Genomic DNA, 25505 nt, shown 5'->3' on the forward strand with positions numbered 1-25505 from the left:
TCGGGCCCGGCCCGTTCCCGGGCCCGTTCTCAGACCCCTTGGCCCGCCTTCTCGCCGGGTCCGCTCTCCCGTACGTCCGGCTGCGGAGCCGCCGCGAGGTCGTTCCCGCCGGGCCGCGCCCGGCGCTCACGCAGGTCGACCACGGCGAGGACCAGGGCGACGAGGATGATCCCCATGGCGGTGAGCAACCCGAGCTCAATGGCCGTCGTCGCGGGGCCGTGGTTGGAGAGGTGGGCGAAATACACGGCGCCGACCACGGCGATGCCCACGGCCGAGCCGATGCGCTGGCCGGTCTGCATCACCCCGCCGGCCGCACCGGCCCGCCGTACCGGCACGAGCATCAGGGTGAGAGTCGTGTTGGGCGAGACCGTGAGACCGGAACCGATCCCGGCGACGACCAACGGCAGTGCCATGGCCCAGCCGACGCCTTCGCCGGGCACCTGCCGGACGGCCAACACGACACCGAACAGCCCGAGGACCACCGCACTCAGGCCGATCACGACCAGGCTCCGGCCGTAGCGCAGCACCAGTCGTCCCCCGCAGGCCGCGCCCACCGCGGACGCGACCGCGAACGGCAGGATCGTCAGCCCGGCGCCGAGGGCGCTGTACGCCTCGGAGTTCTGCAGGAAGAGGGACAGGACGAAGAAGATGGTGGTGAGCCCGGCGAAGAACGTGAGGCTGATCAGGGTGCCGAGCGTGAACGACCGCAGGGTGAAGAGCCCGAGGTCGACCAGCGGTGCCTTGCCCCGGCGGCCCAGGTTCCTCTCCCACACCCAGAACGCCCCCAACAGGACGGCGCCCACCGGGAGCAGCGCCCACTTCGCCCGTCCCTGCCACTGCTGTTCCTGGACCAGGGGAAGCAGCACCGCGAGCACGCCCGTGCCGAGCAGCAGCACGCCCAGCGGATCGAACTTCTCGACCCTGCCGGTCGGCTGGGGGAAGCGGGGCAGCAGCCGATGCCCCGCGACGAGGGCGGCCACCCCGATGGGTACGTTGACGAAGAACACCCAGCGCCAGCCGTCGTCCGTGCCGAAGGCCTGGATCAGCAGCCCGCCCACGAGCGGGCCCACCGCGGTGGAGACGGCGACGACGCTGCCGTGGAGACCGAAGGCGCGGGCCCGCTCGGCGCCGTGGAACATCTGCTGGATCAACCCGGAGATCTGCGGTGCCACCACACCGGCTGCCGCGCCCTGAACGAGGCGGAACACCACCAGCCAGGTGGCGCCGGAAGCGAGACCGCACCCCACCGACGCGGCCGTGAAGACGCCGAGGCCGAACAGCAGGGCCTGCCGTCGCCCACGCAGGTCGCCCAGGCGTCCCGCGGGCGCCAGGGCAAGCCCGAAGGCGAGGGCGTACCCGGACACCACCCAGGACTGGGCGGCTTCCGAGGCGCCGAGCCCGCGTTCCATCGAGGGGAGGGCCACGTTCACGATCGAGACGTCGAGCAGCGAGATGAAGCCCGCGGTCAGACAGACCCCGAGCGCTTTCCACCGCCGGTCGTCGAGGGCGGGGCGGTCCGTTTCTGCGATCATAAGATCACGCTATGCAGTCAACACGTGTCGCACCAGCGGAGAACGGCAGCCTGACGAAGGCTCCCCGCCGCCGTCGGAGAGGCGGAGGAACGAAGTGGAGCGCGGACGGTACGAGGACATCGCGGCCCGTGCGGCCGAAGAGGCCCGCGACTGGTTCTTCGACGTGTACCTCCCCGCCTGGACCGCCGCGGCCGCGGACCCGTCCGCCGACCCCCGGTCCGTGCTGACCTACTGGATGCCCCCGCTCAGCGTCTCGGTCGACGACCCCGACCCGGCCCGGGCCGTGCACGGCTGGTGCCCCGACGCGGACGCGGTCCTGGCGTGCCTGGCCGCGCAGCAGGATCCGTTGAAGGCCGCCGGCTACACCCACACCGAGGTCCCGGACAGTCGGGTGACCGCGTACGGCTCGCATTCCGCCGGGATCGACGTGATCTGGTCGCGCCGCACCGCCGACGACACCGAGATCGAGCGTCTCGGCGTGCACTTCGAGGTCCGACGCGACGGTTCGGGCACCTGGCGCATCATCGCCCTCGCCGCCCACCCGACCGACGCCGACCGCATCGCGGACACCTTCGTCACCATCGGCCCTTGATCCACGGCGCCCACCGCACCGACGGACACCTCGGGACCGACCTCACGGAGGGCCCGGCGCCTCAGCCCTGCACGTCCCGGCGTGAGACGGCCAGGTATCCGACGAAGCAGACGATGGCCGCCGTCCAGGCGAGGGTCACCGGTCCCAGGCCGAGGCCCAGGCCGCCCCTGTCGTGGCCGACCGCCATCCAGTCGGCGAGGGAGGCACCGAGCGGGCGGGTGATGACGTAGGCCGACCAGAACGCGGTCACGGCGCCCAGCGCCCGGGCGCGGTGAGCCAGGGCGGGCACGCAGATCGCCGCGGCGAAGAGGACGGCCGAGCCGAGGTAGCCGAGGCCCGCGGTGGCGGTGAGGTCGCCCGCCGCGGTGCCGAGGGCGAAGGTGGCGAGGACGGCGGCCCAGTAGAAGACCTCGCGGCGGCGGGTGCGGATGCTGTGGATGGACAGGGTGCGCTCGACGGCGTACCAGAGGGCGAACACCGCGACCAGGGCGACGAGGAAGACCGGGGTGGACAGCGCGTAGGGCACGCCGAGGCCTACGTGGAGGACGTCGGCGGCCATGGTTCCGAAGACGCTGACCATGACGATCGCCGTCCAGTAGACCCACGCGATGTAGCGGCGGACGGCGAACTGGACGGTCAGGGCCGCCGCGAGGGCGAGACCCCCGAGCGCGACCGCGGGTATCGGGCCGAACACGTGGGCGAGGAAGTCCGACGCGGTCTCGCCCATCCCGGTGGTGAGCACCTTGATGATCCAGAAGTAGACGGTCACTTCCGGCACCTTGATCGCCAGGGCGCGGTGGCGGGCGAGCGGTCGGTCGTGAAGGAGGTGCTCTGTGGTCATGGCCCGCACGATGACACGGCGGGCTCCCGTCGCCACAGAGGCCTTTGCCAATGCTTTGGGCGTTGCGGTGAATGACTTTCACAGCGGTGCGGCGAACCTGACCACAACCTGAACGCGTCGACGAATCCCCTGGTCAAACCGGTTTTGCTGCTGATATACGGGCGCCTCGCGCCGGAACGGCTACCGCACGCACCCCGCTCGATCGTCTACAGTTCTCCCGTGCGGTCTACAAGGCTGTAGTCGCCGCACCGCTCGCGTGGGATCGTCCGCAGGAAAAGGATCTCGACCATGACCACACCGTTCCCCCTCGCGTCAGAGCTGGCCGTCAACGTGCTCGACGCCCACTCGCTGCTGGCCGCCTTCGGTGTGCTGGGCGTCGGCGTGGTGATGTTCGCCGAGACGGGCCTGCTGATCGGCTTCTTCCTGCCGGGCGACTCGCTGCTGTTCACGGCCGGCCTGCTGTGCACGGGCACGGCGGGCGGGGGCGTGCACCTGTCCCTGGGGCCGCTGCTGGCAGCGGCGGCGATCGGCGCGCTGGCCGGGGCGCAGTGCGGATATCTGCTCGGCCGGAAGGCGGGCGGGGCCCTGCTGGCACGCAGCCGCTCGCAGCGCCTGCACGAGGGTGCGAAACGCGCCGAGGAGCTGCTGGAGCGGTACGGGCACGCGAAGGCCGTCGTGCTGGCCCGTTTCGTACCCGTGGTCCGGACCGTGCTGAACCCGATGGCGGGCGCGCTGGAGGTACCGGTGCGGACCTTCACGCTGTGGCAGGTCGTCGGCGGGCTCGTGTGGAGCCTGGGCCTCACCCTCGCGGGATACGCGCTGGGCTCGTCGATCCCGAACGTCGACCGTTACCTGCTGCCGATCGTGGCCCTGATCGTCGTCGTGTCGCTGATCCCGCTGGCCGCCGAGTTCCGCCGCGCGCGCCGCCGCACCGGTCACGAGCGGGCGTGACGCCGCGTTCCCGACCAGGCCGTGCCGTTCGCCCGGCCTCGCCCCACGCCCCCGCGCACATGTACCGGACGGAGGACCATGCGGCACAAGATCCTCGTCGTCGAGGACGATCACGCCCTGCGTGACGTGCTGCGCCGCGGCCTGGCCGACGAAGGGTTCGATCCGCTGCCCGCCGCCGACGGTGCCACCGCCCTGCGGCTGGCCGCCGACGGCGTCGCGGCGGTGGTCCTGGACGTCGGGCTGCCGGACGCGGACGGCAGGGACGTGTGCCAGGCGATGCGCGCCAACGGGTTCACGGCCCCGATCATCTTCCTGACGGCCCGCAGGCACCTCACCGACCGGCTCTCCGGGTTCTCCGCCGGAGCCGACGACTACCTGCCCAAGCCGTTCCACCTCGCCGAACTCGTCGCCCGACTGCGGGTCGCGCTCCGCCGTGCCGGGCCGCCGGCCGTGGTCAGGGCCGGGAACCTGGCGCTGGACGCCACCCGGCACAGCGCGACGGCCGGCGAGGCGCACCTGGACCTGTCCCCGACGGAGTTCCGGCTGCTGGCCGCCCTCGTGGCCGCGGACGGCGGCATCGTGAGCCGGCGCGCCCTGGTCAGGACGGCCTGGCCGGACGGCGCGCAGGTCAGTGACAACACGCTGGACCAGTACCTGAGCAGGCTGCGCCGCAGGCTGCGCGAGGCGGCCGTCGACCTGAGCCTCAGCACGGTACGAGGCGTCGGGCACCGGCTGGCATGAACCGGCTCCCACGCCTGCCCGCCCCGCACACCCTGCGCGGGCGGCTCTCCCTCGTGGCGCTGGCCACGGCAGCGCTCCTGATGACCGTCCTGACCGTGGCGTTCAACACCGTCATGGACCGGCATCTGCGGCACCAGGCGGACGACGAACTGCGCAACCGCGCGGCCGCCGTCGCCACCACCGTCGACACGGGCGGCCCGCGGGTGCGGGTCGTTAAGAGCGTCAACGACCGCCTCCTCGACGCCAACGTGTGGATCTACGACGGGACTCGGCTGCTGGAACGGCCGCCGACGGCCTCCTCCGACGACACCCTCACCCGGGCCGCCGGCCGGCTCGCCGCCGGCGGATCACCGTTCTGTACGACCGTACGGGCCGTGAACCCGCGCTTCGTACGCCTGTGTTCGGGGACCGTGCCGGGAGCCCTGGGCACCGCCACCGTCGTCACGGCCCTGGACCTCGCACCCTTCCGCAACTCGGCGAGGACCGTGCTGCTCGGGTCGCTGGTCCTGGACGCGGTCATGCTCCTGTGCACCTATGTGCTGACACGCCTGGCCGTCGGCCGGGCGCTGCGTCCCGTGCGGACGATGACCGACCAGGCCACCCAGTGGAGCGCCGTCGGCTCCGACGAACGCTTCGGCGCGGCCCGTCACCCGGTCGAACTCGCCCGCCTCGGCGCCTCGTTGGACGCCCTCCTGGACCGCATCCGCACCGTGCTGCGGCACGAGCAGCAGCTGACCGGCGAGCTGTCCCACGAACTGCGCACCCCGCTCACCCGCATCATCATCGAACTCGACTGGTGGCGGGCCCGCCCGCGCTCGGAGGCCGACACCCGCGCCACGCACGAGGTGATCGCCGAGGCCGCCCAGTCGATGCGCACGATCTGCGACACCCTGCTCGATCACACGCGCGAGAGCGCGCACACGCCCTCCGCGGCCCCCGGCACCACCGCCGTCGCACCGGTCCTCGACCGGCTGGCGCAGCACCTGGACACGCCGAACCGGATCAGAACCGCCGTCGACGTGCCGGACGCCCGGCTGGAAGCCGGGGTCGCGCCCGCGCTCCTCGAACGCGTGGTGAGCCCACTGCTGGCCAACGCCCTCCGGTACGCCCGCTCCACCGTGACCGTCTCCGCGCGGCCGCGCCACGGCGGCGTGCGGATCACCGTCACCGACGACGGTCCCGGCGTACCGGAAGCCTTCCTCCACGACCTCTTCCAGCCCGGCCGCCGCGCCGACCCCGACGACGCCCACGACGGCGCGGGACTCGGGCTGCCGCTCGCCCGGCGACTGGCCAGGGCCGTGGGCGGTGACGTGACCCACGATCCCGGGCACGCCGCCGGAGCGTGCTTCCTGGTCGACCTGCCGTCCGGGTGACGCGCGTCCCCGTCGGACCGCGGGGCGACCGGCTCTCACCCCCGCGGCTGCGCGGTGGCGGTCCGGCGCTCGCGGATCTGCGCGTGGGCCACCATGCCGACGAGGACGGCCAGCAGTACGGCCGAGGAGCCCATGGTGCCGAGGTTCAGGCCGCCCTTGGCGGCCGGCTTGGTCAGGAGGTCGCCCGCGGTCGCGCCCAGCGGGCGGGTCAGGACGAAGGCGATCCAGAAGAGCAGTACGTTCGGCACCACCGGCACCCTCATCAGCGCGACCAGCACGGCGAGCGCCCCGGTCACCAGCAGCGCACCGCCGCCGTAGCCGAGGCCGGAGCTGTCGGAGAGGAAGTCGCCCATCGAGGTGCCGAGCGTGTTGGAGACGAGGATCGCCGACCAGAACAGGGCCTCGGCGCGGAAGGTGACGATGTCCCCGATCCGGAAGGTCGTCCCGGTCAGCCGCCAGACCGCGAAGACGGCCAGCAGGACCGAGACCAGGATCGCGGCGCCCGCCGGATAGCCGAGGCCGAGGCCCTGCGGCCCCCAGCCGAGCGAAGTGGCCCCGCCGGAGAGGTACTTGGCGCCGGCGTCCCGGTTCATGAAGTCGGACATGGTGGTGCCGGCCATGCTGGTGGACAGGATCACGGCCCAGTAGAGGAACGGGTGGTAGCGGCCGGCTCCGAGCTGCGCGACGAGTGTCACCACGAAGAGGAGGAACAGCGCGACCGTGGCAAGGAAGTAGCCGAGTCCCAGGGTCTGCGCGAAGAGGTCGCCGGCGGTCTCGCCGAGGGTGGTCGCGGCGATCTTCATGATCCAGAACGCGAGGGTCACCTCCGGGAGTCGCTTCATCACCGACCTGGTCCTGTTCGCCGCGCTGGGATCGGTGAGGAGTTCCGGTCGTTCCACGGTGGGGGCTCCGTTCGAGAGTGCGACCTGACTCCGGCCCCGGGTCGGGGGCCGGAGTCAGGTGGGAAGAGGCGACCCTGGGGGCGGTCGCCGCGGTCGGCCCTGGCAGTGTCCGTCCGCATGCGGGCCACCGCCCGCCGTCACCTGCTCAAAGCGCGTGTCGCGCGGTGGGCCCCGGCTCCCGCGCGTCCTTCCGGGTGACCGACAGGTGGACGACCAGGCCGAGGATGACGGCGAGGAACAGCGCGCTTGAGGGCCTCGGGCAGAGCCCGCCCCGCGCGCACCGACAAGAGCATCCTCTGCTCCCCCTCCGACGAGGCGGTGTCCGACAGACCCGGGAGTACGCCGGACACGCCCCCCGTGAAGAAGTCCGTCGAGCAAATCGGCCGACCCCTTTGGTTGCATTATTAAACCAATAATGTCAGCCTGGGACATGCCGCCGCCTCGCGCGAACGCGAGACACGCCAGGAAGCCCGCCCCCCCTCGACGCACGAGGGCCGGCGGCGCCCGCGAGACCCTCCCACCGCCCCAGGAGCACGTCATGCCCGTCTTCAACGCCCACGTTCCCGCCGGCCGCTACTCACCGGACCAGAAGCGCGCACTCGCCGACGCGCTCAACCAGTCGCTGGTGGAGGGCCTCGGAATCCCCGAGGGCGACCGGTTCATCATGATCAGCGAGCACGGCGAGAACGAGCTGTACCTCGACCCGGCCTTCATGGGGATGCGGCGCGGCGACGACGCCATGATCATCACCCTTCTCCTGGGTGCCCACCGGCCGCTCGAGAACAAGCGGGCCGTGGCCGCGGCCATCAACAGACTGGTGGTCGAGGCCCTGGGCATCTCACCCGACGACGTGTTCATCGCCCTGATCCCGGTCCCGAACGAGAACTTCTCGTTCGGGAGGGGCGAGCTCCAGCTCGCCGGGACCGACCCGCGCTGGTGACATGCTGGCTTCACGACTGAACCGTGCCCCTGGCACACCCGTCCGCGACCCGGATCACTTCGACCGATTGCCGAGCCAGCCATCATGTTCCACGGCCTCAGCGCCTTTCCCCTCACACCCACCGACGAGCAGGGCATCGACTACACCGCGTACGCGGCACTCGTCGCCCGGCTCGCGGACGCCGGAGTGGACTCCGTAGGAGCGCTCGGCTCCACCGGCGGTTACGCCTACCTCACCCGCGAACAGCGCGCCCGCGCCGCGAAGGTCGCGGTGGACGCCGCCGACGGTGTTCCCGTCATGGTCGCCATCGGCGCGCCCCGCACCTCTCACGTCCTGGCTCTGGCCGAGGACGCCCAGAAGGCCGGCGCGCAGGCGGTACTGCTCGCACCGGTGACGTACCAACCGCTCACGGACGACGAGGTGTTCGGCCTGTACGAGGACGTCACCCGCGAGCTGTCCGTGCCGCTGTGCGTCTACGACAACCCGCGCACCACCAAGGTGCACTTCACCGACGAACTGCACGGTCGCATCTCCCGGCTCCCGAACGTCCGGTCCGTCAAGATCCCCGCTGTTCCGGACGACTTCGGCCAGGCCAGGGCCCGGATCGACGCGCTCCGTGCGGCGATCCCCGAGACGGTCGCCATCGGGGTCAGCGGCGACTGGGCGGGGGTGCGCGGACTGAACGCCGGGTGCGACGTCTGGTACTCGGCCGTGGGCGGCCTGTTCCCCCGAACCGCGCTCGCCCTCGCCCGCGCGGCCCTGGCCGGTGACGCCGACCGGGCCACGGAGTCGTCCGACGCGCTGGAACCGTTGTGGGTCCTGTTCCGCCGGCACGGTGGTCTGCGGGTGCTTTCCGCCGCGGCGTCGCACCTCGGCCTGGTGTCGGAGCCGAACCTGCCGCGTCCCCTGCGCGGCCTGGACGAATCCGCGCGCCGGGACGTCACCGCCGTACTGGACTCCCTCCACCTCACGATCTGACGCCGAGGCGGGCTCACGACCTGGCGCCCGCGGACCGGCTCGCCACCTGGTCCGCGGACCGGCTCGCGATCGGACCTGGAGACCGGCTCACGATCCGGGAGGCCGGCGACCGCACAGCGCATCGGGTCTCCGGCGGGGTTCCGGGCGAGCTGGTCAGGCGTCGCCCGCCGTCGGCGCGGTGAGGGCGTAGGTGGTTCCGACGCTGGTCTGCACCCACGCGTCCGGAAGGGCCGCGGCGAGGGCGTGCTGGGCGCGCCAGCCGGTGCAGTGGCCGGGGACGATCAGCTCGGGTGCGAGGTCGGTGAGCGCGGCCACCGTCGGGCCGATGACCGGCTCGAAGGCGGGTCCGCTCAGATGGAAGCCGCCGACGAGCGCCAGGAGCGTGCCCACGCCGGTCAGTCTCATGGCGTGCCGGACGATGTTGACCACCCCGGCGTGACCGCAGCCGGTGACGACGACAAGGCCTCGGCCGCGCACGTTGACGACGAGTGCCTGGTCGTCGATGACGGTGGGGTCGTGACGCCAGCCGTCCCCGTCCCAGGCCTGGTGTGCCGGTGGCATGCCGCGCTCGAACTCGGTGACCCGGTCCACCTCGCCGGTGATCAGGATGCCGCCGGCCAGCAGGGACGGCTGCCGCCGCTCGATCACCTCGAACCCCTCGCGCTCCAGTGCGCCCCGGGACAGCGTCGGCAACTCCAGACCCTGGCCGGAGGGCGGTGCCAGGCGGCGGCGGGTCCACACCGCGGGATGCACGGTCAGGGGTAGGCCGGAGCGCCCGCGCAACCGGGCCAGGCCGTCGAAGCCGCCCGCGTGGTCGAAGTGTCCGTGGCTGAGTACGACGCCCAGCAGGCCGCCGACCTCGACGCCCAGGCGCTCGGCGTTCACCGCCAGCGCGTCCGGGGAGGCGCCGGTGTCGAACAGGAGCGTGCTGGTGACGTTCCCGCGGCGGACCGTGACCATGGCGGAGAACCCGTGCTCGGCACGCAGCCCCGCGACGGTCTCGCCGCCGGCGAAGGCGCGCGCGGCCGTCCGCCCGGCGCCCATCGACGCCCGGGTGACTCCGTCGGCGGAGGCCAGCAGGGCGTCGAAGGTGTTGTCGACCATCGTCGTGACCCTGACCTCGTCGACCTCGGGCAGCGTCACCGGGTCGACAGCCGCGCCCGGTGCGCCGCGCGGCGCCGACCACGCCGCCTCGGCCGTCGAATGCCCGTGATCGTCACACATTCCGGGGGACGACCTCCCGCCGGGACCACCGGCGCGGGCCGGGCGAGCGGCCGCCGGCACACACCTCGGATCCGTCCATGCCGTGCCTGGCGCGGGCGCGCTCGGACGTCACGAATCCGCTCCCGCGGCCGGGACGACGACGTCGATGAGCCCGGTGGCCACGTCGTACACGAGTCCCGAGACCGACACGCCCGGCCGAAGCCGCCGTCGGAGGATCTCGGTGTCGACGCGGACTGCCGCCACCGGGTCGGTGACCGCCTTGGCGTCCAGATCCGCGGCCGGCACCTCGAAGTACTCGGCCAGCAGGTCGGGGAACGCGGCCAGGTCGGTGATCCCGCAGTCGGTGTGGTGCAGGACCGCGTAATGTCCGATCCCCGGGCCGGACCCGCCGGTGCGTGCCTGGACCACCTCCGCCAGCATTCCCAGCGTCCGGAGTGTCGCGGGCGTGACCCGTCCCCCGACGTTGCGGATCACCGCGGCCTCGCCGAGCCCGAGCCCGAGCACTGCGCTCGGGTCGACACGGGGATCCACGCATCCGATGACCGTCAGACCCGCGCTGGGCATGAGCCCCAGACCGGCGAACCTCCCGCCACCGGCGACAACGGCATTCCGTTCGACCAGCTCGTTGGTGTCGATCACAGCGACAACCCCTTCCCGCCGCGAGCCCGGCCGGATCCCGGCGTCACCGGCGGCGCTCCCGGACACCACCCACCCTGGACCGCCACCCTCCCGCACGCCACCCGGCCGCGCGAAGTGTGCCCACCCGCACCGCCCGTAGGATCACGGGCGCGCATGTGCGCCGGACGTCCGTCAACGGTCCGGCGGCTTCCGGGGCCACGCGCGCGGCGACGAGGCGTACTTGTCCCGCCGACGAATCCCGCTAGCTTGGTGGGCGCAAGGTCAACAGGTCCCGCCTCTCCCCCACTTCAGGAGGCTCCGTGCCCATCCGTCCTCGCCGGCTCGCCGTCCCCGCTCTGCTCACGGTGGCCGCCCTCGCCCTCGCCACTCCGGCCGCCCAGGCCAGCGGCACCAAGATGACCCAGTCGGCGGCGGCCGCCAAACTCTCCGCCGCGGGCGTCACCTGGAGCTCCAGCGGCAACTGCACCACTCGCTCCAACTCGACGTGCACGTCGTTCGACCAGATCAACTCCGGCACCGTCGACACCGTGATCACGCTGAAGCGGTCCAGTGGCTGTGCCGTCAACATCACCGGCGGCACGGAGGTCGGCCACGCCTCCGGCACCTACAGCCACTACAACGGGTACAAGGTCGACCTGGCACACAACTCGTGTCTCGACGGGTACGTGCACAACAGCTTCACCTACATCGGCTACCGCGGTGACGGCTACCCGCAGTGGCAGGCCGCCTCCGGCAACCTGTACTGCGACGAGGGCAACCACTGGGACGTCACGGTCTACTGAGCGCTCGCGGCGCGGCCTGGAGTCGCAGGTCCGGGCCGCGTCAGCGCGTCGCGCGGCGAGCCAGCAGGACCGAGTCCTCCGCCTCGACCGGCCCGCCGTCCCGCTCGAGTGTGCGACGGCGCTGCTCCACGGCGACGGGCTCGAAGTCGTCCGGCAGGCCGGGGAGGAGTTCCGCGGCCAGGAACATCGCGTTGCGGTGGCTCTCGGAGAGCTGGGTGAACTCGTGGGAGGGCGCGTGACCCACGACCAGGAGCAGCCCGCCGGGGGCGACGGCCGTGGCGAGACGGCGGGTCACGTCGACCATGCCGCCGTCGGGAGCATGCAGGTAGTGACTGGTGACCAGGTCGTACACCCGGCCTGCGGCCTCGAAGGTCCGGGCGTCGACCTGCCACCAGTCGACGCGCTCGGCCACGCCCGCGTCCTCGGTGTGCCGGGAGGCACGGGCAAGGCCCTCGGCCGAGAAGTCGGCGCCGGTCACCCGCCAGCCCTGCCCGGCCAGCCACACGACGTCGCCGCCCTCACCACAGCCGACGTCGAGCGCGGCCCCGGGGGCAAGCCGCTCGGCGGCGGCGACCAGTTGGGGGTTGGGCTCGCCGCTCCAGAACCGCTCCTGCCCCGCGTACCGCTCGTCCCATCCCGTCGGCTCGAACATCGCCGCGGCCCCCTGCGCGTCGTCGGCGCCGCTTCGGCCGTGCTCGTGGTGTCCTGCCATCGGACGCCTCCCGTTGCTCATGGTGCCGTGCCACACGGCTGGTCAGCTGCCGCGCCCCGGCATGCGGGGCGCGTCGTCGACAATGCCCCGGCTCTCGCCGAACGGCCCGCGAAATTGCCGGATCGGCAAACCACGGCGCCCATGGGACCCGGAGCCGTCAGCGGGCCGCGACCGACCGCGCGTCCCGACCGGTGTCCCTGATCTTCAGGATCCAGCCGGCTGCCATCAGGACGCCCACGACACCTGCCAGCACGATGAGCCCTTCGGCGGGGATCAGGTCGTCGCCGCCCGGGTACCGCTGGCCGCACAGGCGTACGGTCCCCGGGTGCTCGCCCGAGGCTTCGAGGCACACCGAGGAGCCCGTCGTGGGGTCCATCGGCCCGGCACCTGAACCCACCGGAAGATTCGCGGTGGTGAACCGACGACCCCCGAACCGGTACGACACCCAGTACGTCTTGCCCCCTTTGACCGGCTCGACGCGGTCTATGACCCCGTGGACCCGTACGGGTGCGGCGTCGATGGTGCGGGCGTCGGATATCTCGCCGCCCAGCGAACAGCCCCCCACCACCGCAACTCCCAGGCAGAGCGCCGCAATCGCGAGCGGCACCGCCCTCCCCCGCCTGAACGCACCCCACGGCATGCCCACAGTGTGACACGCCTACCACAGGCCCTGAACGCCGGATCCAGGCCGAGGGCGGGCCCGCGGAGCGGCCGGGCCGAGGGCGGTACGGAGCGGCCGGGCCGAGGGCGGTGTGGACCGGCCGGGCGGCTACAGAACCGTCGTCGCGGTGCGATCCCGCGCCTGGTCCGCCTCGTCCCCCTCGTCCCGGTCGACGCACTTCGCCAGGCACCGGGTGCGGGAGAGCACGAAGACGCCGTACGAGAGCAGGGCGACCCCCAGGAAGGCGGGCATGAGCCACATGCCCTGGCGGGGCGACTCGGCGAAGAGCGTGACGCCGAGGCAGAAGCTGACCACGGCGTCCCCGAGGGTGAGCGCGGGCTGCGAGGCGATGAGGGGACCGCCCTGCATGGCGTAGCCGAGCAGGATGATGGAGAGCGAGCCGACGACCGCGAAGGCGTAGGTCTGCCATGCCAGGAAGAAGGCGGCGGTTCCCTGCCGGGACAGGATGTGCGTCGCGGACTTCACGAAGGCCGCCGTGAGGGCGTTGCCGACGGCGGCCGCCGCGGCCAGGCAGGCGGCACGGGCCAGGCCGTGCGGGCGGCGCAGGCCGACGCCGATGAGGACGGTCTCCACCACGGCCACGGCGACGACCGTCGGGATCCACCACATGCCGGGCACCTGCTCCCGGCCCCCGGTGGGGGCGGCGGAGAAGAGACTGATCGCCAAGCCCGCGAAGATGGCGACGACGCACCCCCACGCCTTCCGGGAGACCTGGACGTGAAAGACGAGGCTTCCGAAGACGAGTGCGAGCGGGAGCTCGAGGATGAAGATCGGCTGGACGGCGGCCAGGCTGCCGAAATTGAGTGCGAGCGCCTGGAACAACGCCGAGCCGACCACTCCGAGGATGCCGCCGAGCCAGACGGGATTGCGCACCAGGGCCAGGACGAGCGCGAAGGGGGAACGCGACTCGGGGGTGGCCGTCGCCGCGCGTCGTTGCAGGACCGTGCCCCAGGCGTTGCTGCCTGCGGCGAGCACGGCGAATGCCATCGCGAAGATCATGTCGACCGCATCGCTTCCGGGCTTTCGAGCGGGTCGTTCCGACCGGGTCGTGGGGACGGAGGTCCGGTTCCGGTGACGCGTCGCGACAGGGCGACTCCGGCGGGTTTCACCTGTGCGAACGGTGAACTCTGCACAGAGTCTAGCCAAGTACGGCGGACATGCCAGGTCGTGCGGTTCCGGACCGTATCCCGGCTCGTGACGGGCCTGAGCCGAGGGGCTAGCCTCGGCGGATGACTGCTGCACGGTCTCCGAAGGTCATCACACGCCACCGCGGCGGGCACATCCACGCCTACGTGGTGGACTCCGCCGCGTTCGGTCCCCTGGAACCCGCCGCCGTGTACCGGCCGCTGGCCGGCGACGAGGTCGTGGAGTCGGCGGTCCGGCCCGATCTCGAGCGCGTCGTGTACACGACGTTGCATCGGGTCGTCTGCCTGACGCGCACCGGTGACCTCGTGTGGGCGTCGGACTTCGAACCGCACTCGGACGTGCGTCACGGTCACCGGCCTGGCTGTACGTTGTCGGCGGACGGCGGGACGGTGTGGGTCTACCGGCCGGACGCGATGGCCCGTCGCGGCGGCGCGGACCAGTGGGTCGTGTACGACGCGGACACCGGCGCGGTCCTGGCCCGGCACGGGCTGGAGACGGTGGGACACGGCGCGGAGCATCTCGTGCACCCCGTGGACGGCAGCATCTACCTCGACGTCGGCGAGGGTCAGGACGGTTCCGTCGTTCTCAGGGGTAGGACCGGGGACGGCGGCGAACCGGAGTTCATGACGTACCCGTGGGACGACCGGATCGTGATCGACCTGGCGCCGGACGGGGAACAGTTCATGACCGTCGACCACGGTCAGGGGGATGTCGCCTTCCACCGCCACCCCACCGGGGAGACCCTCCTCACCCTTCCCGTCGAAGCCTTCGGGTACGACCCGGAGGACACCTTCGTGGAGTGGAGCGGCGGCTACCTGACCCCGGAGACGGCCATCGTCACCCTGGGCGGTGAGACCCAGGACGGGGACGAATGGTTCCGCCACCACCTCATCGACGTGCGCACGGGCCGGCACGGCGGCGAGATCGGCATCGAGGTGGTCAACCCGTACGAACTCAGGCCCCTGGGCGACGGCACCTGGCTCACCCACGGCACGGGCGACCACCCCGTCCGCTGGTCCCGGGACCTGCTACCGCCCTCGGGACCCGACCGGGTCTGAGGAACCGGCACCGCTCAGGAGATCAGGACCGCCCTCCGGCAACCCGCTTCGCCGTCCCGACGTCCCAGTCGGTGACGGACGACCGCCGAACGCCTGGGAGAGCACGTGGCGAAGAAGAACGAGACGGGACGGACGACGGACGCGGCGCGGGAGAAGGACCGCGAGAAGTGGTTGGCGCGCTTCCAAGTACGCCTGGTCCAGCAGCCGGGGGTGGACCGGGCAGTCGTCCTGCGGGCGGTCAAGGAGGTCACGGCCCACTGCGAGGACTCGGAGGAGGAACCGCGGACCGCCTTCGGTGACCCGGACGCCCACGCCGTGCGGGTCGCCGCGCGGCTGGTGCCGGCGGACAGGGCGGCGCGCGCGAGTCGGAACAACGCCGTGGTGGACGCACTGGACTCCGTGCGCAAGGCGGTCGGGGACATCGCCGGACTGTGACGGGCAGCGCGCCCGCCCATGGCATCCCGGCGGCACCGTGACCCAGCCGAGACGTTTGTTCGGGCCGGATCGGTGCACACGATGAGCTGACACCAGCCGCTTTTCGAGGAAGTGGAGACACATCGTGGGCATCATCGCCTGGATCGTCATCGGTCTGCTCGCCGGAGCCATCGCCAAGCTCCTCATGCCGGGCAAGGACCCGGGCGGCATCATCGTCACCATGCTCATCGGCATCGTCGGCGGTCTCCTCGGCGGATGGCTCGGCAAGGTGATCTTCGGTGTCGACTCCATCGACGGGTTCTTCGACCTCTCCACCTGGATAGCCGCGATCGTGGGCTCCCTGATCCTGCTCATCCTCTACCGCGTCGTCACCGGCAACCGGCATTCGCACCGGCACGCCTGACCCGCTGGACGGGATGAAGGGCACGGGGCCACGGCGCAGCGGGGAGATCCCGACCACGCCGTGGCCCCGCCTCGCGTGTGCCGTGCCGAACGGCACGTCGCGGCCTGCCCCGGCACCACCACCCCACCCGGCGCCCGGGACGTACGACGCCGGGGCTCCGGGCGTCCACAGCGCCGCAGTTGCTCCCCCTACGCGTCGAGGTAGCGGTAGTCCCCTTCCGGGCGGCCGATCACCAGGACGCCGTCGCGGACCCTCCACTCGCTCATGCCGTCCACCTCGTGACTGACCAGGAACAGCCCCCTGGGCCTCTCGTCGTACTCCTCGTCCTGGAACGAGGCCGGGATCTCGGCGATCCGGCGCAGCCGCTCCTCGAACCATTCGAGGGCCACCGCCCGGATGTCGGCGCCGTAGAAAGCCCACTTGACGAAGTTGTACTGCCTGACGGGAAAGGCCCAGCCCCCGCTGTAGGTACTTTCCGGATCGTCGGCCGTCACGATCTCCTTGATCCGGGCCAGTTGTTCCTCGTCGCACTCCAGCCAGCCCCGGACCGAGACCATCACTCCCACGGCGATCGCTCCTCGTTCGCGTCCCGTGCTGCCCTGCCGCACGTTTCCTGTGTGCCGCACGTTAGACACCGCCTTCGCAGCCCCGCAAAGGGATTGACGACACCTCAGCGCCTTCGAACAGAAGTAGCACGCGCCGTTGACGAGCGGTCGTCGGGGCTCCCGAGGGCGACTTCTCAGGCGTATGGAGAGGAAACAGAACTTCCCACCCGTAATATCGCTCCATCGGGGGCCTACTGCGGCCGACGTCTCCGTTCCGAACTCGCCGCAGCCATCCGCCGGCGCTTCGGCCCGGCCACGAACCGAGGAGAGACGGATGCCCGAGAACACGGCTCACGCAACCGAGTTGGCTTCGCAGTACCTCAGCCAGGTGACCGGCGATCTCGAACACAACATCAAGGAACAGGACCGCATCACGGCTGAACTAGCCGTACTTCAGGACCAGTTGGTCACCCTGCAGCAGAACCACACGGTGTTGGTCAACATGCGGCAGGCACTCGGCGTCCCGGACGCGCCCCGTCAGCCGGCCGACGCCGAGAGCGCGGAAGCCGCCACGGTGCCCTCCCCCAGGAAGAAGACCGCGTCCGCGACGGCGAACGCGCCCGCGACCGGGAGGCGGCGGCCGGCCAAGAAGGCAGCGGCGCGCCCGTCCGAGGCCGGGAAGCCGGCCGGGCCCACGCTGGTCGAACTCATCCATCAGCAGGTGGTCGAGCAGAGCGAACCGCGGTCCGCGGCGGAGATCGCGGAGGCCGTCAGGTCGGCACACACCGACCGCACCATCGACACCAAGGTGGTGCGCACCACCCTCGAGAACCTGGTCGCCAGGAGCCGCGTCCACCGTTCCAAGCAGGGCTCCTCCGTCTTCTACACCGCTGCCGACGCGCCGGAACAGGAGGCGGCCGCGACGGACGAGGCCCAGGCCGAATCCGCTGGATGAGCCGGGGGTCCGGTGCACCGTGTGCGCCGGGAGACGGGACGGGATCCGGCTCGCGCGGGCGAGCCGGACAGGAGGGTGTCCGGTCGGAGATCGGATGAAGCGCCACGGGTGGTCGACGGAACCGTCGTCCCGCACGGGGTGACCAGGGCGGCGTCGGCGGCGCCGCATCCCGTCGACGGCGAGCATCTTGCCGAAGCGGAGATTCACGCCGGGCCGGGAACGGGTCGCTTCAAGCAGCAGGACACCACCAAGTGCCGGTCGTGTCCAGAGCTTTGATGAAGCCGGCCCGGCCGCCACCGCGTTCCGTCGCCACGGGAGTCGCCGTGGGGCAGGCATCGGGAGGGACTCGTGGGCCGCGACACCTTGACGGGATTGGTTCAGTCCAATAGCGTCCCCTCCGCTCAGACCCCCCCACGAACCAACACCCCACACTTGTCAGTCTGTTGACTGACCATCACATCCTCCGGGAGGGCCTCCCGTGGTTTCCCGACGTTCCGCACCGGCCGTGGCCGACGCTGCCACCGCGGCAGTTGTCCTCGCCCCGTTCCCGCCGCCGGCCGCCCGCGTCGACGGCCACATCCAGGAGGGCGCACCCACGTCCTGGTGCATCACCCCGGGCACCGGCGGCGACTCCGGCGCAGGCTGACGGCGGTTCCGTCGGGGGAATTCCGGCAGGCCACCGCACCGGGGCGGGGCTGCCCGCTGATCGTCGCGTGTTGTCGCCGGTGTGCCGGTGGCAGCTGAGCGAGTGGCGCAGAAAATCTCTCTCCTGGAGGACAGACCTATGCGATCGAGGATCGCACGACCTTTGGGCAGCAGGTGGCGAAGACTTCTCGCCCTGCTTCCCGTCGTCGCCGTCGTGGTGGCGACCAACGCCACCACGACGCCGACCGCGCAGGCGGCGGTACCCCCGACCCCGTCGGGCTTCACGCTCACCTGGAGCGACGACTTCAACGGCGCGTCCGGCACCGGCATCGACCAGAGCCTGTGGAAGTACGACACCGGTCCGGGCAGCAGTTTCGGCACCGGTGAGATCGAGACCATGACCAACAGCACCTCGAACGTCTACTACGACGGTCAGGGCCATCTGGTGCTCCAGGCGCAGCACTCCGGGTCCGATCCGCGGGCCGGCTGGACCTCCGGTCGCGTGGAGACCCAGTCGGCGTCCTTCGGTGCCCCGGCCGGCGGTGTCGTGCGCATGGAGTCCCTCCTCCAGCAGCCCAACGTCACCACCGCCAACGGAGCGGGCTACTGGCCGGCGTTCTGGATGCTCGGCGCGCCGTTGCGCTCCGGTGTGACCTGGCCGAAGTCCGGCGAGATCGACATCATGGAGGACATCAACGGCCGCAGCTCCGTCTTCGGCACCCTCCACTGCGGCGTGAACCCGGGCGGCCCGTGCAACGAGTCGACCGGCATCGGCTCGGGCGAACGCGCCTGCGGGGGCTGCCAGACCGGCTTCCACGACTACGCCGTGGAGATCGACCGCTCGGTGTCGCCGGAGCAGATCCGGTTCTACCTCGACGGGAACAACTTCTTCACCGTCAACGCCAACCAGGTGGACGCGACGACCTGGTCCGACGCCGTCGATCACCCGTTCTTCATCATCTACGACCTGGCGATCGGCGGCGGGTTCCCGGACGCCTTCGGCGGGGGCCCGAACTCGGCCACGGTGTCCGGTGGCAAGCTGGTCGTCGACTCGGTGGCCGTCTACAACAAGGGTCCGGGCTCCGGTGGAGGCGGCGGTGGATCGGTGACCGGCCAGACGATCACCGGACCGGGCGGCAAGTGTGTGGACGTGTCAGGTGACGACACGGGCGGCGACGGCACCGCGGTCCAGCTGTGGGACTGCCAGTCCGGGGCCAAGGACCAGCACTGGACCTGGAGCGGGCAGACCCTGCAGACCCTCGGCAAGTGCCTGGACATCGCCGGCGGCAACAGCGCGGCGGGGACGAAGCTGCAGCTCGCCACCTGCAACAGCGGCGGCTATCAAACGTGGGTGCGTCAGACCGACGGCTCGCTGAGGAACCCCACGAGCGGCAGGTGCGTCGACTCGCCGTCGGGTGCCACCGCCAACGGCACCCGCCTGCAGATCTGGGACTGCAACGGCTCCGACGCCCAGAAGTTCGCCATCGGCACCCCGGTCTACGGTCCGGGCGGCAAGTGCGTGGACGTGGCGGGCGACGACACCGGAGGCGACGGCACCGCGGTCCAGCTGTGGGACTGCCAGCAGGCCACCTCGCTGGACCAGAAGTGGACCTGGAACGGCCAGACGCTGCGCTCCCTGGGCAAGTGCCTGGACATCGCCGGCGGTGTCAACGCGGCGGGCACCAAGCTCCAGTTGGCCACCTGCAACGGCGGTGCCTACCAGAACTGGGTGGCCAACGCCGACGGCTCGATGTCGAACCCGGTCACCGGCCGCTGCGTCGACTCACCGTCGGGCGCCACCGACAACGGCACCCGCCTGCAGATCTGGGACTGCAACGGCTCCGGCGCCCAGAAGTTCGCCCTGGCGTGAGGGGGACGAGCGGGCTCGCCGACTGAGCCGGGACACGTCGAGGGGCCGGGCCTCAACCGGCGAGGCCCCTCGACGTAACCGCGTCAGTCCTCGACCGGTCCCAGGTCGTGGTCGGTCACGAATCGGACGACGGCGGCCGGGGCGGTGTCGAGTTCGAGGACGAACAGCGTGTTCTCACCCCCGGGACGGAGTACGGGCCCGGGGACGAACAGCGTGCGCTGCGGTCCGCGGGACCAGTACCTGCCGAGACAGAACCCGTTGATCCACGCGACGCCCTTGCCGAGCGTGGAGACGTCGAGGAACCGGTCGCGATCGTCCTCGGCCTCGAACGTGCCGGCCGCCAGGGTCAGTGCCGGGATCGCCCCGGACTCCCTCACGTCCACTGCCGTACGCGGGAGTCGGACGATGTCGTCCGCGGTGAGGGCGACGGTCTCCCATCCGGTCACCGGCGCGCCGTCCACGCGCACGCCGCCGATGAGACCCTTGTCCTCGCCCAGTCGCGGACCGTAGTTGACGCGTCCCTGGTCCTCGACGACGAGGACCAGTTCCGCGACGACGGGCGGCAGGGTGAGGGCGGTCTCGCCGTCCTCGCGCCGGAGGACTCCGACCGGGTGCCCGTCGACGACGACGTGCACGCGGTCACGGACCTCGCCCACGGTGAGGACCGACACCGACGGACGCTCGAACCCGGCCCGGTGGATGACGTACACGGCGTCGTCGCGTGTCCCGGCGAACGTGGGGACGGCGCTGGTGGCGGTGACGGGCATCGCCAGGAACGCGGCCTCGGGAAAGGAGGCGACGGGGGTGAGGGCGACCTCGCCGGTCGGGGCCGGTCCGGCGTCGGCCGGAACCTCGTCGGGCACCTGGGTGTACTTCGCCAGGACCTCGCGGTACGCCCAGTACTTCGCCGTCGGCCGCCCCGCTTCGTCGAGCGGGGCGTCGTAGTCGTAGGTGGTGGCGATGGGCTGGTAGACGCCCTTGTCGTTGGCGCCGTTGGTCAGGCCGAAGTTGGTGCCGCCGTGGAACATGTAGAGGTTGACCGACGCGCCGGTGCCGAGCAGGGCGTCGAGGTCCGTGGCGGACTCCTCTGCGGACGTCGTGTGGTGGTACATCCCCCAGGAGTCGAACCAGCCGTCCCAGTACTCGGACGACATGAGCGGTCCGCTCGGCTGGTGCCGGCGCAGGGTCGTCAGCCGCTCCAGCGACCGGGACCCGAACGAGGCAGTGGTGTGCAGCCCGGGCCGTGAGCCGTTCTCCAGCATGTGCGGCCGCGGCTGGTCGACGGTGGTCAGCGGTACGGTGATGCCGGCGCCGCGGACCATGGCGGTGAGCGCGTCGAGATAGTCGGCGTCGTCGCCATACGCGCCGTACTCGTTCTCCACCTGGACGAGGACCACCGGTCCCCCGGCGTCGATCTGGAGCGGAGCCACGAGGTCCAGCACGCGCGTCAGGTACGCCTCGATCGCCCGCATGAAGCGGGGCTCGTTGCGGCGCACGCCCACCGTGGGATCGGTGAACAGCCAGGTCGGCAGGCCCCCGTTGGTGAACTCGGCGCAGATGTAGGGTCCCGGCCGCACGATCGCGTGCATTCCCTCGTCGGCGACGGTCCGCAGGAACCGTCCGAGGTCGAGCGCCCCGGAGTCCGTCCACTCGCCGGGCCGTGGTTCGTGGAGGTTCCACGGCACGTAGGTCTCCACGGTGTTGAGTCCCATGAGCCGGGCCTTGCGGACCCGGTCGTGCCAGTGGTCGGGGTGGACACGGAAGTAGTGGATCGCCCCGGAGAGCACCCGGTGCGGGGCGCCGTCGAGGAGGAAGTCCCGGTCTCCGACGGTGAATCGGCTCATGACGCACGCTCACAGGGGGTGTGGTCGGCGAGCGCGCGGCGGGCGGCGCGTTCGGAGGCCATCGAGAGGTAGACGGAGGCGGTCCAGGTCATGCTGCGGTCGCGCAGGCCGGCCCCGGTCACGGCGTCGAAGTTCTCGGCCATGCCGGCTCCCTCGCAGGTCGCCATGAAGCGGGTCTCGATGTCGTCGGCGAGGTCGGGCCGCCCGCTTCGGCGCAGTCCGTCCGCGAGCAGCATGGTGGACGGCGCCCAGACGGGACCGCGCCAGTAGCCGTCGGATTCGTAGTGCGGGCTGTCCGGGGGCTCGGTGGCGGGACCGTGCGGGGTGAGGTAGCCGCCGTCGAGGAGCCGCCTCACGGTGGTCTCGCGCAGGGCCTGGGGCAGGAGTTCGCCGAGGACCAGGGGCATGAAGGTGAGCAGGCTCCGCGAGTCGACGGCCCGGCCGGTCCGGGTGTCCCGGGCGACGAAGCGGTCCCCGGTCCAGAACCGTTCGCACAGCGTGCGTACGGTGGCGTCGGCCCGTCGGCTCCATTCCGTCGCCTCCTCGCGGCGGCCGGTGCGGCGGGCCATCCGCGCGAGTGTCTGCATCTGCAGCGCGAGGTAGGCGAGCAGGTCCGGGCTCTGCACGGGCACCCCGACGCCGAAGGTCGTGGCGTTGTCCCATCCGGAGTCGTTGCCGTGGTTGTACGACGGGATGCCGTCGTCGCCGTAGACGCGGTGCGCGAACCACCACTCGGTCCACCGCCGCAGCGGTTCGTACAGGGCGGCCACGGCCGTGTCGTCGAGGCCGCCGCGGTCGATGAGGTGGGCGATGGACCAGCCGTGGATGGGCGGCTTGACGAAGTTGCGTTCCACACCGGCGTCGTTGACGTAGTCGGGGAGGCAGCCGTGCTCGTCCTGGTGGTCGAAGACGGCGAGGAGCTGGTCGGCCGCCGCCCGCGGGTCCCGCCACAACGCCATGGCGTTGAAGCAGTGGTCCCAGCTCCAGACGTTGGTCATGCGGTTCTTGGACATCAGCATGGACTCGCGTCGCAGTGCGCCGCCCGGGGGCACGAGGGCGGCCCAGGTGACGAACGCGGCCAGGCGGACGCTGTCGCCGATCTCCGGGTCGTCGCGTTCGTCACCGCCGTGGGTGCGGCACCACACGTCGAAGTCGGCCTGTGCGGCGGCGGCGAGGACGTCCGGGTCGGCGAGCGGCCCGGTGGGCACGGCGCTGCCGTATTCGTCCACGACGACGGTCGCGGTGTCCTCGTGCGCGGCGATCCGCAGCCGGGCCTCGGAGTTGCGGACGCCGTCCCACCGGGCGTCGAACCGGGTCCTGCCGCCGATGACGCGGACGCGGTAGTTGCGGTTGGCCCCGCTGTCGATGTACCGCCAGGTGTGCTCGTTCTCCTGGAGGACGGAGTCGTACTGCGAGATCGCGCGGAAGTCGAGGGTGAGCGAGCCGCCCTGGACGCGGAGGTGGGCCCGGCCCGGCCCGTCGAGGACGACGTCGGCCCGGGTGGTGCCGTGGGTGAGGGTCAACTGCCCCGCGGTGGCCCGGGAGTGGGCCTCGGTGCCGCCGTCCAGGAGGAGGCGGACGATCTCGCGGTGCCGGGCGTCGCCGCGCACGGTGCGCAGGTAGACGCCCACGTCCCGCTGGTCGGTGACGCGGGAGACGGCGAAGTAGGATCCGCGGCGGCTGAACGGGGTGGTGCCGAGGTCGATGCCGAGTTCGGGTGCGGTGGTCACGCGCGGTCCTCCGTCCCGGCCTCGGTGGCGGTGCCCGGCAGTGCGAACCGGACCGACTCGCCCGGTCCCAGAGCGACCGTGCGCGCTTCCGCGGCGGCCGCCGGGTCCGTGCCGGGGGCCGCGAGCGCCGAGAGGTCCACCTCGAAGGTGCGGGGCCGGGCGGCGTCGTTGACGAGTTCGAAGCCGTGTTCGTCGACGCGGTAGGTGAGTTCGTAGGCCCGCTGTCCGAGCGTCACGGTGCCGTGTCCGACGACCCGGGGTGCGATGCGCAGGTCCGCGGTGAGGGTGGCGCGCACACCGAGGTATTCGGTGAGCAGGACCCAGGCGTAGACGCACGGGTACTCGTAGTAGTGCGCGGCGCCGTGCCAGTCGGTGCCGTCGGTGTAGTAGACGTGGTTCATGTCGTAGCGCTCGCCCATGACGTAGTCGTCCGAGGCGCCCTGCGCGGCGACGGTCTCCAGCTGTTGCCGGAGCATGGCCCCGTCGCGGCGCCAGGACCAGAAGGCGGCGTCCCAGCACCAGTACCTGCCGGCGGCGCACAGGTCGTAGGGGCCGCCGTCGCCGATCTCGTCGTCGGTGTAGTCCTGGACGCGTGCGGCGAGGAAGGTCGGGAACCGCTGGAACTCGTCGAGTTCCCGGTCGACGAGCGTGAGGACGTGCTCGGTCTGGGCGCGGTCGGCGTGCCCGAACATCGCCGGGAGCACGTTGGCGAGGAGGTGGATGTGGTCGTGGACCTGTCCTGACCGGTCGACCCAGTCCACGAAGCGGTGGCCGGCGTCGTCCCAGTGGCCGGCCGGGAGCGGGGCGCGCACGGCCTGTGCGAGGCGTCCGGCGGACTCCCGGTAGCCGCGGGCCCGCTCGTCGCGCCCGAGCACGTCCTCCAGCGCGGCGAGGAGTTCGAAGGAGTTGGCGGCGAGCGAGGCGGCCATGGTCTCCCGGCCGTCCTTGATGACCTGGTCCTCGTAGTACACGTCGGACCACAGCCGTCCCTGCCGGTCCATGCAGTCGACGACGCAGGACGCGGCGCCCTCCAGGTCCTCGATGCGCTCCCGCAGCCAGGTGGTGTCCTTGGTACGGGCGAAGTACAGCCAGGCGGACTCGAGCACCTCGACGTTGCCGGTCACGAGGAACATGACGGCGTTGCGCGAGCCGTCGAGGCTGTTCCTGCGCACGTGGTACTCCCGGTCGCCGTCCGGCTGGACCGCGCAGGGGTCGCGCCAGAGCTGCTGGGGGTCCTCGCGCATCAGACGCAGTTGCAGGTCGAGCATGCGCCGTACGACGTCGAGGTCGGTGTCGCTGCCCCACGCGATCCGGCCCTTGATCTGGAACTCGTGGTCGACGTCCGGATAGGTGCCGACGTACTTGTCGGCGAGGGTGCTGATCACGTAGCCGTCGGAGTCCGGGTAGCCGGTGGCGGTGGTCCGCTCGACGACGCAGGGCAGCACGGTGCCCCAGTAGAACCCCGCGAGGGCGTCGGCGAGGGTGTCCCCGCCGGCCAGGCCGAGGGCGAACTCCGCGCCGTCGACGTCGGCGTGCGGGCGTGCCCGGTGCGCCACGAGGGTCACGGTGCCGGCGTGCACGGTGAGGGTGCGGCCCGCGCCGTCACCGTGCAGTTCGATCACGCCCTCGCCCGTGACGTGCCAGGCGGGTTCGGCCGCGCCCGGGTCGGGGGGCAGCAGCCAGCACGCGCCGGTTCCGGTGAGGTCGACGGGGCCGGAGCCGTCGTCCGGCAGCAGGCGGCGGCCGCCGGCCTCGTCGCGGGCCAGGAGCACGCTCGGGCCCGCGGGTGCCTCGAAGCGGATCCGGGACGGGCCCTCGGCCGCCTTCACCGTCCACGTGCGTGCGTCGACGCGTGTCGGTGTCCCGTCGGTGGGCAGTGCGCGGTCCGGGGCGATCAGTGGCATCGGTGTCGTGACTTCCTTCGTGCGAGGGCGTTCCCGCCGAACGTGACGGTGGCTGTCGTCGATCAGTATGCAAATCCGCGT

Annotated in this window: 25 protein-coding genes; 13 read left to right on the forward strand and 12 right to left on the reverse strand. The window is 71.7% G+C overall.

Annotated elements, in window-relative coordinates; all coding sequences use genetic code 11:
* Positions 1 to 29: 29 nt before the first annotated feature.
* On the reverse strand, positions 30 to 1532 hold the full coding sequence (locus ACFY3I_RS05910) for an MFS transporter (RefSeq protein ID WP_390859530.1): 1503 nt from the start codon (positions 1530 to 1532) through the stop codon (positions 30 to 32).
* 94 nt (positions 1533 to 1626) lie between these two features.
* Between ACFY3I_RS05910 and ACFY3I_RS05915 the strand changes: the two genes are divergently transcribed.
* Complete coding sequence (locus tag ACFY3I_RS05915) at positions 1627 to 2124, forward strand: hypothetical protein (RefSeq protein ID WP_390859531.1); 498 nt, start codon at positions 1627 to 1629, stop codon at positions 2122 to 2124.
* Between the two features lie 61 nt (positions 2125 to 2185).
* Here the strand turns inward: ACFY3I_RS05915 and ACFY3I_RS05920 are convergent, their stop codons facing one another.
* The gene (locus tag ACFY3I_RS05920; protein WP_390859532.1) at positions 2186 to 2965 is read right to left on the reverse strand and encodes a hypothetical protein; all 780 of its coding nucleotides are present in this window, start codon (positions 2963 to 2965) and stop codon (positions 2186 to 2188) included.
* 288 nt (positions 2966 to 3253) lie between these two features.
* Here ACFY3I_RS05920 and ACFY3I_RS05925 point away from each other — a divergent pair, with 288 nt between their 5' ends.
* The 3 genes from ACFY3I_RS05925 to ACFY3I_RS05935 all read left to right on the forward strand — a co-directional run bounded on the left by ACFY3I_RS05925 (position 3254) and on the right by ACFY3I_RS05935 (position 6030).
* Positions 3254 to 3916: a DedA family protein gene (locus ACFY3I_RS05925; protein ID WP_365289228.1), complete on the forward strand. Its 663-nt coding sequence runs from the start codon at positions 3254 to 3256 to the stop codon at positions 3914 to 3916.
* Positions 3917 to 3994: 78 nt separating this feature from the next.
* Entirely contained in the window at positions 3995 to 4657 is a 663-nt protein-coding gene (locus ACFY3I_RS05930) for a response regulator transcription factor (RefSeq protein WP_390859533.1), read from the forward strand.
* Entirely contained in the window at positions 4654 to 6030 is a 1377-nt protein-coding gene (locus ACFY3I_RS05935; protein ID WP_390859534.1) for a sensor histidine kinase, read from the forward strand. Before ACFY3I_RS05930 ends, ACFY3I_RS05935 begins: the two co-directional genes overlap by 4 nt.
* 35 nt (positions 6031 to 6065) lie before the next feature.
* Here the strand turns inward: ACFY3I_RS05935 and ACFY3I_RS05940 are convergent, their stop codons facing one another.
* A complete protein-coding gene (locus ACFY3I_RS05940) occupies positions 6066 to 6929 on the reverse strand; it encodes a hypothetical protein (protein ID WP_390859535.1) in 864 nt (287 codons plus the stop codon).
* A gap of 541 nt (positions 6930 to 7470) precedes the next feature.
* On the opposite strand from ACFY3I_RS05940, the gene ACFY3I_RS05945 reads away from it, so the two are divergent.
* Positions 7471 to 7872 carry a tautomerase family protein gene (locus ACFY3I_RS05945; RefSeq protein WP_365289232.1) on the forward strand — a complete coding sequence of 134 codons (402 nt, stop codon included), beginning with the start codon at positions 7471 to 7473 and terminating at the stop codon, positions 7870 to 7872.
* Between the two features lie 84 nt (positions 7873 to 7956).
* The gene (locus tag ACFY3I_RS05950) at positions 7957 to 8850 is read left to right on the forward strand and encodes a dihydrodipicolinate synthase family protein (RefSeq protein ID WP_365289233.1); all 894 of its coding nucleotides are present in this window, start codon (positions 7957 to 7959) and stop codon (positions 8848 to 8850) included.
* A 153-nt stretch (positions 8851 to 9003) separates the two neighbouring features.
* On the opposite strand, the gene ACFY3I_RS05955 is transcribed toward ACFY3I_RS05950, so the two are convergent.
* Both ACFY3I_RS05955 and ACFY3I_RS05960 read right to left on the reverse strand, forming a co-directional pair.
* Complete coding sequence (locus ACFY3I_RS05955; protein WP_390859536.1) at positions 9004 to 10074, reverse strand: MBL fold metallo-hydrolase; 1071 nt, start codon at positions 10072 to 10074, stop codon at positions 9004 to 9006.
* Positions 10075 to 10182: 108 nt separating this feature from the next.
* Positions 10183 to 10713 carry a carbonic anhydrase gene (locus tag ACFY3I_RS05960; RefSeq protein ID WP_390859537.1) on the reverse strand — a complete coding sequence of 177 codons (531 nt, stop codon included), beginning with the start codon at positions 10711 to 10713 and terminating at the stop codon, positions 10183 to 10185.
* 299 nt (positions 10714 to 11012) lie between these two features.
* On the opposite strand from ACFY3I_RS05960, the gene ACFY3I_RS05965 reads away from it, so the two are divergent.
* The gene (locus ACFY3I_RS05965) at positions 11013 to 11495 is read left to right on the forward strand and encodes a hypothetical protein (protein ID WP_390859538.1); all 483 of its coding nucleotides are present in this window, start codon (positions 11013 to 11015) and stop codon (positions 11493 to 11495) included.
* 40 nt (positions 11496 to 11535) lie between these two features.
* On the opposite strand, the gene ACFY3I_RS05970 is transcribed toward ACFY3I_RS05965, so the two are convergent.
* The 3 genes from ACFY3I_RS05970 to ACFY3I_RS05980 form a co-directional block, all read right to left on the reverse strand.
* The gene (locus ACFY3I_RS05970) at positions 11536 to 12207 is read right to left on the reverse strand and encodes a class I SAM-dependent methyltransferase (protein WP_390859539.1); all 672 of its coding nucleotides are present in this window, start codon (positions 12205 to 12207) and stop codon (positions 11536 to 11538) included.
* Between the two features lie 157 nt (positions 12208 to 12364).
* A complete protein-coding gene (locus ACFY3I_RS05975; protein WP_390859540.1) occupies positions 12365 to 12814 on the reverse strand; it encodes a hypothetical protein in 450 nt (149 codons plus the stop codon).
* 162 nt (positions 12815 to 12976) lie between these two features.
* The gene (locus ACFY3I_RS05980; protein ID WP_365289238.1) at positions 12977 to 13876 is read right to left on the reverse strand and encodes a DMT family transporter; all 900 of its coding nucleotides are present in this window, start codon (positions 13874 to 13876) and stop codon (positions 12977 to 12979) included.
* Between the two features lie 242 nt (positions 13877 to 14118).
* Here ACFY3I_RS05980 and ACFY3I_RS05985 point away from each other — a divergent pair, with 242 nt between their 5' ends.
* The 3 genes from ACFY3I_RS05985 (at position 14119) to ACFY3I_RS05995 (ending at position 15931) form a co-directional block, all read left to right on the forward strand.
* Positions 14119 to 15093, forward strand: a complete 975-nt coding sequence (locus ACFY3I_RS05985; RefSeq protein WP_390859541.1) for a hypothetical protein — start codon at positions 14119 to 14121, stop codon at positions 15091 to 15093.
* Positions 15094 to 15198: 105 nt separating this feature from the next.
* Entirely contained in the window at positions 15199 to 15528 is a 330-nt protein-coding gene (locus tag ACFY3I_RS05990; protein WP_390859542.1) for a hypothetical protein, read from the forward strand.
* A 124-nt stretch (positions 15529 to 15652) separates the two neighbouring features.
* On the forward strand, positions 15653 to 15931 hold the full coding sequence (locus tag ACFY3I_RS05995) for a GlsB/YeaQ/YmgE family stress response membrane protein (protein ID WP_365289241.1): 279 nt from the start codon (positions 15653 to 15655) through the stop codon (positions 15929 to 15931).
* A gap of 188 nt (positions 15932 to 16119) precedes the next feature.
* Here ACFY3I_RS05995 and ACFY3I_RS06000 read toward each other — a convergent pair whose 3' ends face one another.
* Entirely contained in the window at positions 16120 to 16488 is a 369-nt protein-coding gene (locus ACFY3I_RS06000) for a hypothetical protein (protein ID WP_390860091.1), read from the reverse strand.
* 322 nt (positions 16489 to 16810) lie between these two features.
* Here ACFY3I_RS06000 and ACFY3I_RS06005 point away from each other — a divergent pair, with 322 nt between their 5' ends.
* The 3 genes from ACFY3I_RS06005 to ACFY3I_RS06015 all read left to right on the forward strand — a co-directional run bounded on the left by ACFY3I_RS06005 (position 16811) and on the right by ACFY3I_RS06015 (position 19946).
* Positions 16811 to 17431, forward strand: a complete 621-nt coding sequence (locus tag ACFY3I_RS06005; RefSeq protein ID WP_390859543.1) for a hypothetical protein — start codon at positions 16811 to 16813, stop codon at positions 17429 to 17431.
* Between the two features lie 478 nt (positions 17432 to 17909).
* The gene (locus ACFY3I_RS06010) at positions 17910 to 18077 is read left to right on the forward strand and encodes a hypothetical protein (protein WP_390859544.1); all 168 of its coding nucleotides are present in this window, start codon (positions 17910 to 17912) and stop codon (positions 18075 to 18077) included.
* Between the two features lie 162 nt (positions 18078 to 18239).
* Complete coding sequence (locus ACFY3I_RS06015) at positions 18240 to 19946, forward strand: ricin-type beta-trefoil lectin domain protein (RefSeq protein ID WP_390859545.1); 1707 nt, start codon at positions 18240 to 18242, stop codon at positions 19944 to 19946.
* An 83-nt stretch (positions 19947 to 20029) separates the two neighbouring features.
* On the opposite strand, the gene ACFY3I_RS06020 is transcribed toward ACFY3I_RS06015, so the two are convergent.
* From ACFY3I_RS06020 to ACFY3I_RS06030, 3 genes are read right to left on the reverse strand one after another with little or no spacing between them, the layout of a single operon-like run.
* On the reverse strand, positions 20030 to 21790 hold the full coding sequence (locus ACFY3I_RS06020) for a beta-galactosidase (protein ID WP_390859546.1): 1761 nt from the start codon (positions 21788 to 21790) through the stop codon (positions 20030 to 20032).
* Positions 21787 to 23520 carry an amylo-alpha-1,6-glucosidase gene (locus tag ACFY3I_RS06025; RefSeq protein WP_390859547.1) on the reverse strand — a complete coding sequence of 578 codons (1734 nt, stop codon included), beginning with the start codon at positions 23518 to 23520 and terminating at the stop codon, positions 21787 to 21789. The genes ACFY3I_RS06020 and ACFY3I_RS06025 overlap by 4 nt, the downstream gene beginning before the upstream one ends.
* A complete protein-coding gene (locus ACFY3I_RS06030; protein WP_390859548.1) occupies positions 23517 to 25424 on the reverse strand; it encodes a hypothetical protein in 1908 nt (635 codons plus the stop codon). The genes ACFY3I_RS06025 and ACFY3I_RS06030 overlap by 4 nt, the downstream gene beginning before the upstream one ends.
* Between the last annotated feature and the right edge of the window lie 81 nt (positions 25425 to 25505).

The sequence above is a fragment of the Streptomyces sp. NPDC001068 genome (assembly GCF_042897315.1).
Lineage (GTDB): Bacteria > Actinomycetota > Actinomycetes > Streptomycetales > Streptomycetaceae > Streptomyces.

Bases quoted from the DNA above. Each gene is read 5' to 3' on its own strand.
- ACFY3I_RS05910 (WP_390859530.1), bottom strand. From the start codon at position 1,532: ATGATCGCAGAAACGGACCGCCCCGCCCTCGACGACCGGCGGTGGAAA.
- ACFY3I_RS05920 (WP_390859532.1), bottom strand. From the start codon at position 2,965: ATGACCACAGAGCACCTCCTTCACGACCGACCGCTCGCCCGCCACCGC.
- ACFY3I_RS05925 (WP_365289228.1), top strand. From the start codon at position 3,254: ATGACCACACCGTTCCCCCTCGCGTCAGAGCTGGCCGTCAACGTGCTC.
- ACFY3I_RS05930 (WP_390859533.1), top strand. From the start codon at position 3,995: ATGCGGCACAAGATCCTCGTCGTCGAGGACGATCACGCCCTGCGTGAC.
- ACFY3I_RS05935 (WP_390859534.1), top strand. From the start codon at position 4,654: ATGAACCGGCTCCCACGCCTGCCCGCCCCGCACACCCTGCGCGGGCGG.
- ACFY3I_RS05945 (WP_365289232.1), top strand. From the start codon at position 7,471: ATGCCCGTCTTCAACGCCCACGTTCCCGCCGGCCGCTACTCACCGGAC.
- ACFY3I_RS05950 (WP_365289233.1), top strand. From the start codon at position 7,957: ATGTTCCACGGCCTCAGCGCCTTTCCCCTCACACCCACCGACGAGCAG.
- ACFY3I_RS05955 (WP_390859536.1), bottom strand. From the start codon at position 10,074: ATGTGTGACGATCACGGGCATTCGACGGCCGAGGCGGCGTGGTCGGCG.
- ACFY3I_RS05970 (WP_390859539.1), bottom strand. From the start codon at position 12,207: ATGGCAGGACACCACGAGCACGGCCGAAGCGGCGCCGACGACGCGCAG.
- ACFY3I_RS05980 (WP_365289238.1), bottom strand. From the start codon at position 13,876: ATGGCATTCGCCGTGCTCGCCGCAGGCAGCAACGCCTGGGGCACGGTC.
- ACFY3I_RS05985 (WP_390859541.1), top strand. From the start codon at position 14,119: ATGACTGCTGCACGGTCTCCGAAGGTCATCACACGCCACCGCGGCGGG.
- ACFY3I_RS06000 (WP_390860091.1), bottom strand. From the start codon at position 16,488: ATGGTCTCGGTCCGGGGCTGGCTGGAGTGCGACGAGGAACAACTGGCC.
- ACFY3I_RS06005 (WP_390859543.1), top strand. From the start codon at position 16,811: ATGCCCGAGAACACGGCTCACGCAACCGAGTTGGCTTCGCAGTACCTC.
- ACFY3I_RS06020 (WP_390859546.1), bottom strand. From the start codon at position 21,790: ATGAGCCGATTCACCGTCGGAGACCGGGACTTCCTCCTCGACGGCGCC.
- ACFY3I_RS06030 (WP_390859548.1), bottom strand. From the start codon at position 25,424: ATGCCACTGATCGCCCCGGACCGCGCACTGCCCACCGACGGGACACCG.